The sequence below is a fragment of the Pseudomonas sp. Leaf48 genome (genome assembly GCF_001421885.1).
Lineage (GTDB): Bacteria > Pseudomonadota > Gammaproteobacteria > Pseudomonadales > Pseudomonadaceae > Aquipseudomonas.
The window spans coordinates 608,314-621,665 of the sequence record NZ_LMLH01000028.1 but is presented as its reverse complement, the minus strand read 5'-3'; the positions used below and the strand labels follow the sequence as shown (position 1 = coordinate 621,665).

Genomic DNA, 13,352 nt, shown 5'->3' with positions numbered 1-13,352 from the left:
TGCCCGATGAACGCCGCCCAGTTGCGACGCGTCAACGCTGAGAGCTTTGCCCATTATCGTCAGGGCCTGATCGACCTGCTGCTCGACGCTGTGGGTTATGGCGCCAGCGTCGGCTTCATGGCGGATCTGGACGCGGCGCAGGCCCGCGCATATTTCGACGAAGTGCAGGAGAACCTGAACAACGGCAATGTGTTGCTGTGGGTGGTGGTCAACGACGAACAGGTGCAAGCCAGTGTGCAACTGAGCCTGTGTCGCAAAGCCAATGGCTTGAACCGCGCCGAGGTGCAGAAACTGCTGGTGCGCGAGCATGCGCGGCGGCGCGGCCTCGGCCAGCAGTTGATGAGCGCCCTCGAACAGGCGGCCCTGCAACACCAGCGGGGCATGCTTTACCTCGACACCGAAGCCGGCTCCCCTGCCGAAGACTTCTACAAGGCCTTGGGTTACACCCGCGCCGGTGAAATCCCCGACTACGCCTGCGACCCCAGCGGCCGTTACATGCCGACTGCCCTCTACTACAAGATTCTCCAAGGAGCCCATTGATGATTCCCGGTGAGTACCAGATCCAGCCCGGCGACATTGAACTCAACGCCGGCCGGCGCACGACCACTCTGAAAGTGGCCAACAGCGGCGACCGGCCGATCCAGGTCGGCTCGCACTACCACTTTTTCGAAACCAACGACGCCCTGACCTTCGACCGCGCCGCCAGCCGTGGCATGCGCCTGAACATCCCTGCCGGGACTGCCGTGCGTTTTGAGCCGGGGCAGAGCCGGGAGGTTGAGCTGGTTGACCTGGCGGGGCATCGCCGAGTATTCGGGTTTGCCGGCAGGATCATGGGCGATCTCGCCACAATGAATTTTTGCAAGGAGCTGCAATGAAGATTTCCCGTCAAGCCTACGCCGACATGTTCGGCCCAACCCTCGGTGACAAGGTCCGCCTGGCCGACACCGAGCTGTGGATCGAAGTGGAACAAGACTTCACCACCTACGGTGAAGAGGTGAAGTTCGGTGGTGGCAAAGTGATCCGCGATGGCCAGGGGCAAAGCCAGTTGCTTGCCGCCGAAGTGGTCGACACGGTAATCACCAATGCGCTGATCATCGACCACTGGGGCATCGTCAAGGCCGACGTCGGTCTCAAGGACGGACGCATCGCCGGCATCGGCAAGGCCGGCAACCCGGACGTGCAACCGAACGTCACCATCGCCATTGGCGCCAGCACCGAAGTGATCGCCGGTGAAGGCATGATCCTCACCGCCGGCGGCGTCGACACGCACATCCATTTCATCTGCCCGCAACAGATCGAAGAAGCGCTGATGAGCGGCGTCACCACAATGATCGGCGGCGGTACCGGACCGGCCACGGGCACCAACGCCACCACCTGCACGTCCGGGCCCTGGCACCTGGCGCGCATGCTCCAGGCCGCCGATGCGTTCCCGATGAACATCGGTCTCACCGGCAAGGGCAACGCCAGCCTGCCGGAGCCCCTGATCGAACAGGTCAAGGCGGGCGCCATCGGCCTGAAGCTGCACGAAGACTGGGGCACCACCCCGGCGAGTATCGACAACTGTCTGACGGTGGCCGACCAGTACGACGTGCAGGTGGCGATCCACACTGACACCCTCAACGAGTCGGGCTTTGTCGAAACCACCCTCGCCGCCTTCAAGGGCCGCACCATCCACACCTATCACACCGAAGGCGCGGGCGGCGGTCATGCCCCGGACATCATCAAGGCCTGCGGCTTTGCCAACGTGCTGCCGAGCTCGACCAACCCGACCCGCCCTTTCACCCGCAATACCATCGACGAACACCTGGACATGCTGATGGTCTGTCACCACCTGGACCCGAGCATTGCCGAAGACGTGGCCTTCGCCGAAAGCCGCATCCGTCGCGAGACGATTGCCGCCGAAGACATCCTCCACGACCTCGGCGCGTTCTCGATGATCAGCTCCGACAGCCAGGCCATGGGCCGTGTCGGTGAAGTCATCACGCGCACCTGGCAAACCGCCGACAAGATGAAAAAACAGCGCGGCCAACTGCCCGGCGATGGTGAGGGCAACGACAACTTCCGCGTCAGACGCTACATCGCCAAGTACACCATCAACCCGGCGATCACCCACGGTATCAGCCATGAAGTGGGTTCGATCGAAGTGGGCAAATGGGCCGACCTGGTGCTGTGGCGCCCAGCGTTTTTCGGCGTGAAACCGACGTTGATCCTCAAAGGCGGCGCCATCGCCGCCAGCCTGATGGGCGACGCCAATGCTTCGATCCCGACCCCGCAACCGGTGCACTACCGCCCGATGTTCGCCAGCTACGGTGGCTCGCTGCACGCCACCAGCCTGACCTTCATCAGCCAGGCGGCGCAGGAGGCGGGTTTGCCCGAAGCACTGAGATTGAAAAAGAAAATCGCCGTGGTCAAGGGCTGTCGCGAGGTCAAGAAAACCGACCTGATCCACAACGACTATTTGCCGGACATCGACGTCGATCCGCAGACCTATCAGGTCAAGGCCGATGGTGTGTTGCTGTGGTGCGAGCCGGCAGATGTATTGCCGATGGCCCAGCGATATTTCCTGTTCTGAACCATCGAACATGCACAGGCCCCAGTGTGAGCTACCTGTTGCTTGCACTGGGGGACTCCTGTTGCAAAGCCCGTTCTATGCCAGTGCGCCTTTATGGCAAATGGTATTTAGTCCCTATGGGGGTTGGCCCTGCCGATCAATGGCAGCGGTCATCCTGTAGCGCCTCTTTATCGGCGCTTGCTCTTGGGCAACGACAAAGCCCCCCGGATGCGCCACACTCTTTCGCTACCACTACCACACAGACACCCAGCCATGCGTTTATCTGACTTCATCTTGCAGCACGTGGATCGCATCGTTGATGAATGGGAGAAATTCGCCGACGCCATCAACGCCGACGACTCGCTGGACCGCGCAACACTGCGCGATCACGCGAAATCGATCCTGCTCGCCGCGGCAACCGATATGCGCAAGGCGCAAACCGCCAGCGAGCAGGAGGCCAAGGCCAAGGGAGAAGGCCCGGAAAAAACGCCGAGCCTGGACATTGCCGCCGCCAGCCACGGCGAATTGCGCCACACCGTCGGCTTCGATCTCGTGCAGATGACCTCGGAGTTTCGTCATCTGCGCGCCTGTGTGATCCGCCTGTGGGTCAACAGTCTGCAATCCCCAGACCTTGCCTACTTCCAGGACATGATCCGCTTCAATGAAGCCATCGACGAAGCCTTGGCCGAATCCACCGCAGCCTATGCCGAACAGGTCAATCGCTCGCGGGACATCTTTCTGGCAATCCTGGGCCATGACCTGCGTGCGCCGCTGCAAGCGGTAACCATGTCCACCGACATGCTGTTGCGCAAAGCCCCCCTCGAAGGCGATGCACTGACTTGCGCAATCAACATCAAGCACAGCGCGCGACACATGGCGGTGATGGTCAGCGATGTGCTGGAACTGGTGCGCAGTCGGCTGGGCAAGAGCCTGCCGCTCGAGCCTGCCCCCATGGACCTGGCTGATGCGGCGCACGCGGCGATTGCCGAGGCCTGCGCGGGCAACCCTGAAAGCGATCCGCGAGTGGAAGTGACGGGGGACACCCGAGGGCTCTGGGATGCCGGGCGCCTTGCCCAGATGCTGCAGAACCTGATTGGCAATGCGCTGCAACATGGTTCAAACAAGCGTGATGTGACGATCAGCCTCAATGGCGAGCCGGACTGTGTTCGCCTGAAGGTGCATAACTATGGCGTGCCGATTCCGCAGGAGGCGATCAGCACCCTCTTCGACCCACTGGTGCGCAGCGCCAGCGAAGAACTCGGCCAACCCACCACCAGCCTCGGCCTGGGCCTGTTTATCGTCAAGGAAGTGGTCACCGCGCACGCAGGGACGATCGAGGTCAGTTCCAATGAGACGGAGGGGACGCTGTTTACCGTGGTGTTGCCCCGCAGGAGCCAGTAGGAGCTCCCACACAGCTCCTGGAGATTCGCCGCACTATCAGTTCTGCTAGTACAACAAGCTCAATGACAACGTCAGAATGAGTGCATTGCAACGCCGATCTCTTAAAGAAGGCTTCGCCATGCCCCGCACAATCACTGATGATCAACGCCAATCCCGCGCCATCCTGCTTGCCACCGACGCCAGTAATTCCGTGATCGCCGAAATCGCCGGAAGCAGGCCAAACCCTATTGCCTATTCCGTCTACGGCGAGCAGTCCGCACGACAGGAGGTTGCCACACGCCTGGGCTTCAACGGCGAACTGCGCGAAACGAACATTGGCTGGTATTTACTGGGCAATGGCTACCGCGCGTACAACCCGAAACTGATGCGGTTTCATAGCCCGGATAGCTGGAGTCCGTTTGGGGGCGGAGGGTTGAATGCTTACATGTATTGCGTGGGTGACCCGGTGAACTTTACCGATCCGACGGGGCATTTCGGCTGGAAAACCATACTTCGCGGGTTGGATTTCTTCTTGGGTGGCCCTGATTTTATAGCGACATCGGGTCGAAGGGATCCGACCAAAATCGGGGCACTTAAAGCGTTCGCAGAAATAGGTGCGGCGATTGCCTCATCAGCACCGTCAGCAACGTCAGCAACGTCAGGAATGAAATACAATGATCCTGACATCACTCTCCCCAACGCAACACGCCCGACCGGCAATGGCAATGCGACCGCAGCAACGATTGCGGCTATACATGCGATTGCCGGTGCAGGTTCGCCCCGACCTGCGCGCGTAAATTATTCCCCTCCGATATCCGGCGGCAGCCCGCACTCTCCACGTAGAGGCTCCACCTACACAACTTATGGACCGAACGGCGAGCAAATTAACACCAGAGGCTTCGGTGGCGGTGGTTCCAGTTCGAAACAAAAAGGATATAGAACGCTGGAAAGCCCCCGACCCAACAATCGGGCCAACGTCTATGTCACGCCTCCAAAGCCCCAACCAGTAACGCAACTTCAAGTACGAGCCGGGTACACACGCCTCCCCCTATTCCTCCTCGTCCTGCTCCTGCGTCTGATTCTATTTTTCCTCCCATTCCATCATCAAGACAGCTACCCGGTGGGGTCATCCGTACATACAGAGTAAATAGAAATCCTGACGGGACGTTCACGCAAAGTAGTACTGAAAAGGTGAAAATGAGTGACATACGCAAGAGTCAATGATTTGAGACGAAGGAAGCGTCAGTACGATCCTTGTTAAGCCGTTAACGTGAAATGTGATATGAGTAAGGTACCTACCGCTTCAGGCCATAGCCTTGCCTGTCAGAGTGGCGTGCGAGGATTGATTACTCAACAACCAACCGCCCCAACCGCTGCCTCAACATCCGGTTCTCCGCCCGCAACTGCTGGACCTCCTCAAGCAGATCCAGCGCCAGCGCAACCCCTTCCCATTCCAGTTCCAGATCGCGCCGCAGCTTGGCGGCGCGTTTGGCCAAGGTCAGTTCGTAGTCGGTGAAGCGCCAATCCTTGGGCAGGGTGCCCTGAGGTTCGAGGATGCCGTGCTCGACGATTTCGATCACGTAGACGTCCGACAGCTCGGTCGCCTCGCAGAATTCGGCCAGGTCCAGTTGAACGATCAGGGGGCTGCTCATGGTCAGTGACTCCTTGTTCTATAGGGTCAAAAGTTCTCTCTTGGATCGAATGCGGCTTTTTTCGCCAGTTCCTGCCACAGGGCCTTGATGTCGTCGTCCGATTTCTTCGGCATAACCGCCTTCAACTGCACAAACAGATAACCGCGCTCGCCAGCCTTGTTCATCAGGCCATGGCCCTTGGCGCGCATGCGCTGGCCATTCTGGCTGCCGGCCGGGACCTTGAGGTTGATCTTGCCAGTCAGGGTCGGCACCGCGACTTCAGCGCCCAGGGCCAGCTCCCACGGTGCCAGCGGCAGGGTGATGATCAGGTTTTCGCCTTCGACATCGTATTTCGGATGCGGCGCAAAACGGATCGTCAGGTACAGGTCGCCATTGGCGCCGCCACCGACACCCGGGGCGCCCTGCCCTTTGAGGCGGATGCGTTCGCCATCGGTCACGCCGGCCGGAATCTTCACGTTCAGGCTTTTGCTGGTGTTGCTCACATGCTGGCCGGCCGCGTTGTACTGCGGCACCTGGAAGGTGACTTTCTTCGATTCGGTCGACAGTGTTTCTTCGAGAAAAACCCCAAGTTCCATTTCCACGTCTTGCCCTCGACGTCCAGTGCTGCGACGTGACTGTTCACCACCACCAAAACCAGGGCCACGGTTGCCGAAGATCGAACTGAAAAAGTCCGAGAAATCGCCCGTATCCTGACCACCGCCACCGAAACCACCACGGCTCTGCCAGCCCGGTGGCCCCTGGAACGGCTGACCGTGCTGGCCATAGCGGCGCAAGTCATCGTATTCGGCGCGTTTGTCGGCACTTTTCAGTGCTTCATAGGCTTCCGAGGCATCCTTGAACTTGGCTTCGGCGTCCTTTTCCTTGCTGACATCCGGGTGGTATTTGCGCGCCAGCTTGCGATAGGCGGCCTTGATCGCCTTGTCGTCCGCTGTCGGTTCCACACCGAGAATCTTGTAATAGTCTTTGAAATCCATCGCGGGAATCACCATCCGTTAAAAATCGCGCCACAGGCCACAGCATGCGCTTGTTTGCAGCCTTTGGTCTGCCCGATCTCAATGTTGTGACCGGCCGGCGCAGAAGAAGTTTATCGGCAGCAGGCGGTGCTTCTTGCGAGCAGTCGCGCGGCTGTCCGGTTGATGCAGGGTAGTTTGGGGGTGTCGACGCGTCTTTCAAGACATAGCGCTGCGAGATTTAGCAGATAGTCGGCCTTCGAATCTGTCGCACTCTGACATACACTGCGCGGCCGTTTTTTAACCGGAACCTGAAAGACATGAACAACGCATCTCCAGCCCGTGCCGTGGGTATCGACTTTGGCACGTCCAACTCCACCGTCGGCTGGCTGCGCCCCGGCATGGAAACGCTGATCGCGCTGGAGGACGACAAGATCACCCTGCCTTCGGTGGTCTTCTTCAACATTGAGGAACGCCGCCCGGTGTACGGCCGGCTGGCGCTGCACGAGTACCTGGAGGGCTACGAAGGCCGCCTGATGCGCTCGCTCAAGAGCCTGCTGGGCTCGAAGCTGATCAAGCACGACACCAGCGTCCTGGGTACGGCCATGCCATTCAAGGACCTGCTCGGCCTGTTCATCGGCCAGCTCAAGAACCGCGCCGAAGCCGCCGCCGGTCGGGAATTCGAAGAAGTGGTACTGGGCCGTCCGGTGTTTTTCGTTGACGATGACCCGATGGCCGACAAGGAAGCCGAAGACACCCTGGTGGATGTGGCCCGCAAGATCGGCTTCAAGGAAGTGTCTTTCCAGTTCGAACCGATTGCCGCCGCGTTCGACTACGAGTCGACCATCGAAAAAGAAGAGCTTGTCCTGATTGTGGACATCGGCGGTGGTACTTCCGACTTCTCGCTGGTACGCCTGTCGCCGGAGCGCCGGGCTGTGGATAACCGCCACGAGGACATCCTCGCCACCGGCGGCGTGCACATCGGCGGAACCGACTTCGACAAACAGCTCTCGCTGGCCGGCCTGATGCCGCTGTTCGGCTACGGCAGCCGGATGAAAAGTGGTGCCTACATGCCGACCAGCCACCACATGAACCTGGCGACCTGGCACACCATCAACTCGGTGTACTCGCAGAAATCCCAGCTGGCCCTGGGCAGCATGCGCTATGACATCGAAGACACCGGCGGCATCGATCGCCTGTTCAAGCTGATCGAGCAGCGCGCCGGGCACTGGCTGGCGATGGAAGTGGAAGAAACCAAGATCCAGCTGACCCACGCTGAGCACCGCCATGTGCCGCTGGATCGCATCGAGGAGGGCCTGAGCGTGGAGCTGAGCCGCGCCCTGTTCGAATCAGCCATCGACAACCTGCTGGAGCGGGTGCGCAACAGCGTGACGCAATTGCTCAATGACGCCAACGTGCGGGTCGATCAAGTGGACACGGTGTTCTTCACCGGTGGTTCGAGCGGGATTCCGGCCTTGCGCAACAGTGTCTCGGCGATGCTGCCGAATGCGCGGCATGTGGAAGGGAACATCTTTGGCAGTATCGGCAGTGGTCTGGCGATCGAGGCTGCAAAACGCTACGGCTCCATGGACTGATCTGCAACCCTGTGGCGAGGGGGCTTGCCCCCGTCGGGCTGCGCAGCAGCCCCGAAACCAGACACCGCATACCGTCAGATGTGTTGATTCAACTGACTGCGGTTGCTGCGCAACCGAACGGGGGCAAGCCCCCTCGCCACAATCAGATCAACAGCAGATCAAACCATTCCCACCTGCTTCAACTCACTCTTCAGATAAGCGTAGTAAATCGGCCCCGCCACCACCCCCGGCAGGCCGAACGCGGCCTCGAACACCAGCATTGCCAACAGCAACTCCCACGACTTGGCACTGATCTGCCCGCCGACAATGCGTGCATTGAGGAAGTATTCAAGCTTGTGGATAAAAATCAGGTAACCCAGCGCGGCCATGGCGACCCAGATCGACAGGGACATCCCGACGATAGTGATCAGGGTGTTCGACATCAGGTTACCAATCACCGGCAACAGGCCGAGCAGGAAGGTCAGCACGATCAGGGTCTTGGTCAACGGCAGCTTGATGCCGAACATCGGCAGCACGACCGCCAGGAAGATACCGGTGAAGAAGGTGTTGAGCAGGGAGATCTTGATCTGGGCAAACACGATGTTGCGAAACGCCTGAACCAGCAGGTGCAGCCGATCGAACAGTGCAGCGGCCAACGGCTTGCGTTTGGTCAGATCAGGCACTCGCTGCAAGGCAATGATCGCACCCAGCACCATGCCGATCAGCAACGTCACGAACATGTGCGCTGCATCCTTGCCGACCAATTGCAGATCGCTGAGGTGCTTGCTCACCCACTCGCCAATCGCCACGCGGAATTCGGCGGCGCTGGCCGGCAGATAAGCGTCGATGAACGGCGGTAACTGTCCGCGCGCGCGATCAACCACCCCCATGAACTTGTCGAGCGAAGCACCCGGGTTTTCCGCCTCGTGCAGCAGAAAGCTGAAGGCGCCGGCAAAGATCAGCGTCAGCACGCTGACAATCAAGGTTCCCAGTAACGCCACCGCGAGCCAGCGCGCACGCCGGCCCTCGATCAGCCGCTGCAATTGCGGGGTGAGCATGTTGACCAGTTCGAAAACCAGCAACCCGGCCAGCAAGCTGGGCAGCAACCGCAGGGGCAGGACCAGTAGAAGCCCGCCAAAAATGATGACCCAGCTGATGACCAGCAAGATTTGTCGCTGAGAAAACGTTGGCATACAGCCTCAAAACAAACGGCGTAAAAAGGATTGGCAGTCTGCCAGCGATCCCTTGTGAGCACTAGGGATTGTGTGGGTCGACCTTTGTCGGGGTTCAAGTAAATGCACTCGCCCCCTGACCGTCCCCCGCATCTTCGCGCCTGGCTTTATTTCTTGAGGCAACTACTCATGAACGCCTTGCGCTCATCGCCCTTGAGGACTTTTCTGGTGGCGTCGGCATTGCAGGACTTCATCTTCTCTTGCTGAGGGGTCAGGGCAGTACCGGCTTCCTCAACCGCTGGTGCCACCTTCAGGCAAGTGCTCATGAAGGCTTTGCGTTCATCGCCTTTAAGGCTTTTTGCAGAAGCTTCGGCGTTGCAGGTGGTCATTTTCTCCTGCTGGGGCGTGGTGGCGAAAACCTGGGAGCACAGTAGCAAACCAATCATCAACAACGGGACACGCAAGATCTTCATGGAGTTTTCTCCTGGTCGTAGCAGCAAGGGGGGCAGCATGGTTAGGAGTGTAGACAACCCCCGTTACGCCTTCCTGTTCTCCAGCTGGCTGCGCCGATATTGCTCCGGCGTGCAGCCGGCCTGGCGCTGAAACATCGCAATAAACGCCGAGCCACTGCTGTAGCCCATGTCGAAAGCCACTTCCTGAATGCTGCGATGACTATCGAGAGCTTCGATGGCCGCCAGAAAGCGCAAGCGCTGGCGCCACTCACCAAAACTCATGCCCAACTCACGGACAAACTGGCGCGCCAACGTACGTTCGCTGACATGAATGCTTGCGGCCCACTCCGCCAGGGGGCGGTTATCGCCCGGTTCGGCCTGCAAGGCTTGCAGAACCCCGAGCAATCCGGAGCTGCTGGCGTAAGGTAAATAACACTCGTGCACCGGCGCTTGTTGCAGTTGATCCACCAGTACCTGAGCCAGGCGCTGGTCCGCATCGCAGTCGGGGATTTTCACGTCGCGGGCCGCGAAGTCCTTGAGGATTGCCTTGAGGATGTCACTGATGGCCAGGGTGCAGGCCTGTTTTGGCAGATCGCGGCAAAGGGTCGGCGCCAGACACACGGCGCGATAGTTGATTGGCTGGTTACTGTAGAAACTGTGCTCGGTCTCGGGTGGTACCCACACTGCATATTGCGGTGGCGACATGAACCGGCTGCTGCCGATTTCCATGTGCAACACGCCGTTGGCCGAATACTCCAGGGTCCCCCAGGGGTGGCGGTGTGCCGAGGCGTATTCGTGGGTTTCGAAATCGGCATAGCGGAAATATACCGGGGTCGGCAATTCGCTGAAATCCAGCAGGTCGATGTGCTTACTGTTCATGCTGTCCGAAATCAGGGGCGGGTTGTCTGGATAGAAGTATAGGCTTGTATCCAGACAAGCGGATAATTGCCCCTCATTAACGTTCTGGTTTTTCCCATGCAATACGCTTATCCCCTGCTGGCCATTTTCATTTGGGCCGGCAACACCGTGATCACCAAGATGTCAGCCGGGGCGATCTTCCCCGCCGAGATCGGCTTCTACCGCTGGCTGCTCGCCGGCCTGCTGTTCACCCCCTTCATGCTCAAGCCAGTGCTGAACCATTGGCCGGCGATCCGCCCGAACCTGGGCAAGGTCTTTGTCCTCGGCGTTCTCGGCATGGCCGTCTACCAGAGCCTGGCCTACTTCGCCGCAAGCCTCACTTCGGCCACGAACATGGGCATTATCCTGTCGCTGATGCCACTTATGTCATTGGCCATGGCAATCATCAGCCTCGGTCAGCGCCTGACCATCGGCGCGCTGGCGGGTGCCGTGTTGTCGTTCGCCGGTGTGCTGGTGGTGGTGTCCTCGGGCAGCCTCGACACGCTACTGGAGCACGGGGTAAACCTCGGCGACGCAATGATGCTGATCGCCACCCTGGCCTATGCGGTCTACAGCACGTTGCTGAAGAAGTGGCAGCTGAAACTGCCGCCGCTGGTACTCCTGTATTTGCAGGTGCTGGTAGCGGTGGTGGTGTTGTTTCCGCTGTTCCTTTTCTCAGAGAAGGCCGGCTTGACCCTGCAGAACACTCCGCTGGTGCTGTACGCCTGCCTGCTGGCTTCGATGGTTGCCCCGCTGGCCTGGATGCAGGCCGTGATACGCCTGGGGCCGAGCCGGACCACCTTGTTTTTCAATTTGCTGCCGTTGATTACCGCGCTGATTGCGGCGGTGGTGCTGCATGAGCAGCTGGCGATGTATCACTTGGTGGGGGGGATGTTGACCCTGGGCGGGGTGATTCTTTCTGAGCGCTGGACCACTGTATTAGGCCGCAAGGTCAGCGTTAGCCTGACCTGACGCATCGCCGTCTTCCTGTTAAACACCGGCTGCCTGCAATCGTGCCGCATGCTCGACAAACAACCTGATCGGGTCCGCCCCCTTGCCCACCAGTCCCAACGATTGATTGACGATATCGAAGTGATCCAGCGGATACTCGTCACCAATCACCGTCCCAAGGTGCGAGCTGTAGCGCCCGACCATACCATCACAATGCCCGGCTTCACGGACGAAGGTTTTGGCGAACAACCGGCAACTGCGGTTGGTACCGTCAAACAGGTTGCGCCCCTTGTCGGTCTTGCCCGGCTGCAAGGTGCCGGACCATGAGTAATAGCGTACGCCATTGACCTCCTCCGGCCCTTGCCCGCCCCAGGTATCAGGCAATCCCTGTGGATAACGCTGGTTGAACAGCGCCACGCCTTCGGTGGTGAGGGAGTGATGGGAGGCATGTATGTCCACCGGCAGCTTCGGCCCGCGATAGCCGGTTTCCAGCAGGCCCATCAACGAGGCGATCAGCCGTAGCAGGAAACTCATCAGCCGGCCTTTGACGCTGTCATGGGGGTAGTGTTTGTGCAGATAGTCCGCCAGCTCCGAGCCATGATTCGGCCCCGCCACCGAAGTGACCGATGCGACCAGGTCCGGGCGCTTGGCCGCGGCATAGCGGGCAGTCAGTGAGCCTTGGCTGTGGCCGATCAGATTGACCCTGGCGGCTCCGGTTTCCCGGAGGATTTCGTCGATGTGAGTTAGCAACTGCTCGCCACGCACCTCGGTGGAATTGAGCGGTGAGACCTGCACCGCAAACACCACCGCACCATTACGGCGCAGCGCCTCGACGATCCCGTACCAGTACGGATAGAGCAGCAGACGGACAAACCCGAGCATTCCCGGGACCAGCACCAGCGGATAGCGCGCAGCAGAACCTTGCGACATGGGCGAACATCCTTGTGATCGGTGGGTGACGCAAGGCGCGATGCAAGACATCAGCCAAGCATCGCCAGCGAAGATGACAAGTCTATGTCAAATGCCTTGCTGCAACTGCACGACGCCCTCCACGACATCCGCAATGTCGATGAATTTCGGGCCGTTTTGCAAGGCTGCAGGCTGAACCCGGGGGGTTCGATCTGTTGCCAAAAATCTCATAAAACTTTTCGCCGGAGTCATCACTCACACCTTAAGTAGCGATCACGTCCTCAGAGGCGTGACGCAAACCGGGTTAGCCTCCAGGAGAACGAGATGAGTGACATGCATTTGTCTGACGTAACCACCCTTCGCGAACGTGCGCGCAAGAACGTCGAAAACGGCGCCGTGACCGAGGACTACAGTGCCAACCTTGAGGAAGTACTACGCCTGCTCAATGAGTCGCTGGCCACCGAACTGGTCTGCGTGCTGCGTTACAAACGCCACTACTTCATGGCCAGTGGCCTAAAAGCTCACGTCGCTGCAGAAGAATTCCTCGAACATGCCAAACAGGAAGGTGAACACGCCGACCGACTTGCCGAGCGAATCGTGCAACTGGGAGGTGAACCGGAGTTCAACCCTGACACACTAACGAAAAACTCCCATGCTCAGTACGTGGCGGGTAACTCGCTCAAGGAAATGGTCTACGAGGATCTGGTGGCCGAGCGAATTGCCATCGACAGTTATCGCGAGATTATTCAGTACATTGGCGAAAAAGACCCGACTACCAGACGCATCTTTGAGGATATTCTGGCTCAGGAAGAAGAGCATGCGGATGACATGGCGGACATACTCAAAGATCTCTGATAGCAACCA

Annotated in this window: 15 protein-coding genes; 8 read left to right on the top strand and 7 right to left on the bottom strand. The window is 59.4% G+C overall.

From position 1 onward, the window contains the following. The first annotated feature begins 6 nt into the window (after positions 1-6). From ASE98_RS18635 to ASE98_RS26110, 5 genes are all read left to right on the top strand, one after another. On the top strand, positions 7-540 hold the full coding sequence (locus tag ASE98_RS18635) for a GNAT family N-acetyltransferase (protein ID WP_060542792.1): 534 nt from the start codon (positions 7-9) through the stop codon (positions 538-540). Further along, positions 540-875, top strand: coding sequence for an urease subunit beta (locus tag ASE98_RS18630; RefSeq protein WP_060542791.1), 336 nt, complete (start codon positions 540-542; stop codon positions 873-875). Before ASE98_RS18635 ends, ASE98_RS18630 begins: the two co-directional genes overlap by 1 nt. Then, complete coding sequence (gene ureC, locus ASE98_RS18625; RefSeq protein ID WP_060542790.1) at positions 872-2,572, top strand: urease subunit alpha; 1,701 nt, start codon at positions 872-874, stop codon at positions 2,570-2,572. The genes ASE98_RS18630 and ureC overlap by 4 nt, the downstream gene beginning before the upstream one ends. A gap of 252 nt (positions 2,573-2,824) precedes the next feature. After that, positions 2,825-3,952, top strand: coding sequence for a sensor histidine kinase (locus tag ASE98_RS18620; RefSeq protein ID WP_060542789.1), 1,128 nt, complete (start codon positions 2,825-2,827; stop codon positions 3,950-3,952). Between the two features lie 76 nt (positions 3,953-4,028). Next, on the top strand, positions 4,029-5,078 hold the full coding sequence (locus ASE98_RS26110; protein ID WP_082457580.1) for an RHS repeat-associated core domain-containing protein: 1,050 nt from the start codon (positions 4,029-4,031) through the stop codon (positions 5,076-5,078). Between the two features lie 199 nt (positions 5,079-5,277). Here the strand turns inward: ASE98_RS26110 and ASE98_RS18615 are convergent, their stop codons facing one another. After that, positions 5,278-5,583, bottom strand: coding sequence for a chaperone modulator CbpM (locus tag ASE98_RS18615; RefSeq protein WP_060542788.1), 306 nt, complete (start codon positions 5,581-5,583; stop codon positions 5,278-5,280). A gap of 26 nt (positions 5,584-5,609) precedes the next feature. Next, positions 5,610-6,557, bottom strand: a complete 948-nt coding sequence (locus ASE98_RS18610) for a DnaJ C-terminal domain-containing protein (protein ID WP_060542787.1) — start codon at positions 6,555-6,557, stop codon at positions 5,610-5,612. Between the two features lie 296 nt (positions 6,558-6,853). On the opposite strand from ASE98_RS18610, the gene ASE98_RS18605 reads away from it, so the two are divergent. Beyond that, entirely contained in the window at positions 6,854-8,128 is a 1,275-nt protein-coding gene (locus tag ASE98_RS18605) for an Hsp70 family protein (RefSeq protein WP_060542786.1), read from the top strand. A 158-nt stretch (positions 8,129-8,286) separates the two neighbouring features. Here the strand turns inward: ASE98_RS18605 and ASE98_RS18600 are convergent, their stop codons facing one another. The 3 genes from ASE98_RS18600 to ASE98_RS18590 form a co-directional block, all read right to left on the bottom strand. Next, entirely contained in the window at positions 8,287-9,300 is a 1,014-nt protein-coding gene (locus ASE98_RS18600) for an AI-2E family transporter (protein WP_060542785.1), read from the bottom strand. Positions 9,301-9,446: 146 nt separating this feature from the next. Next, positions 9,447-9,752, bottom strand: coding sequence for a PsiF family protein (locus ASE98_RS18595; protein WP_060542784.1), 306 nt, complete (start codon positions 9,750-9,752; stop codon positions 9,447-9,449). A gap of 63 nt (positions 9,753-9,815) precedes the next feature. Continuing rightward, a complete protein-coding gene (locus tag ASE98_RS18590) occupies positions 9,816-10,610 on the bottom strand; it encodes an AraC family transcriptional regulator (RefSeq protein WP_060542783.1) in 795 nt (264 codons plus the stop codon). Positions 10,611-10,706: 96 nt separating this feature from the next. Between ASE98_RS18590 and ASE98_RS18585 the strand changes: the two genes are divergently transcribed. After that, complete coding sequence (locus ASE98_RS18585; RefSeq protein WP_060542782.1) at positions 10,707-11,600, top strand: DMT family transporter; 894 nt, start codon at positions 10,707-10,709, stop codon at positions 11,598-11,600. A gap of 18 nt (positions 11,601-11,618) precedes the next feature. Here the strand turns inward: ASE98_RS18585 and ASE98_RS18580 are convergent, their stop codons facing one another. After that, positions 11,619-12,509 (bottom strand): esterase/lipase family protein, encoded by an 891-nt coding sequence (locus tag ASE98_RS18580; protein WP_060542781.1) that lies wholly within the window; start codon positions 12,507-12,509, stop codon positions 11,619-11,621. Between the two features lie 87 nt (positions 12,510-12,596). Continuing rightward, on the bottom strand, positions 12,597-12,740 hold the full coding sequence (locus ASE98_RS26680) for a hypothetical protein (RefSeq protein WP_156465524.1): 144 nt from the start codon (positions 12,738-12,740) through the stop codon (positions 12,597-12,599). A 72-nt stretch (positions 12,741-12,812) separates the two neighbouring features. Here ASE98_RS26680 and ASE98_RS18575 point away from each other — a divergent pair, with 72 nt between their 5' ends. Then, a complete protein-coding gene (locus ASE98_RS18575) occupies positions 12,813-13,343 on the top strand; it encodes a ferritin-like domain-containing protein (RefSeq protein WP_060542780.1) in 531 nt (176 codons plus the stop codon). Positions 13,344-13,352 lie beyond the last annotated feature (9 nt).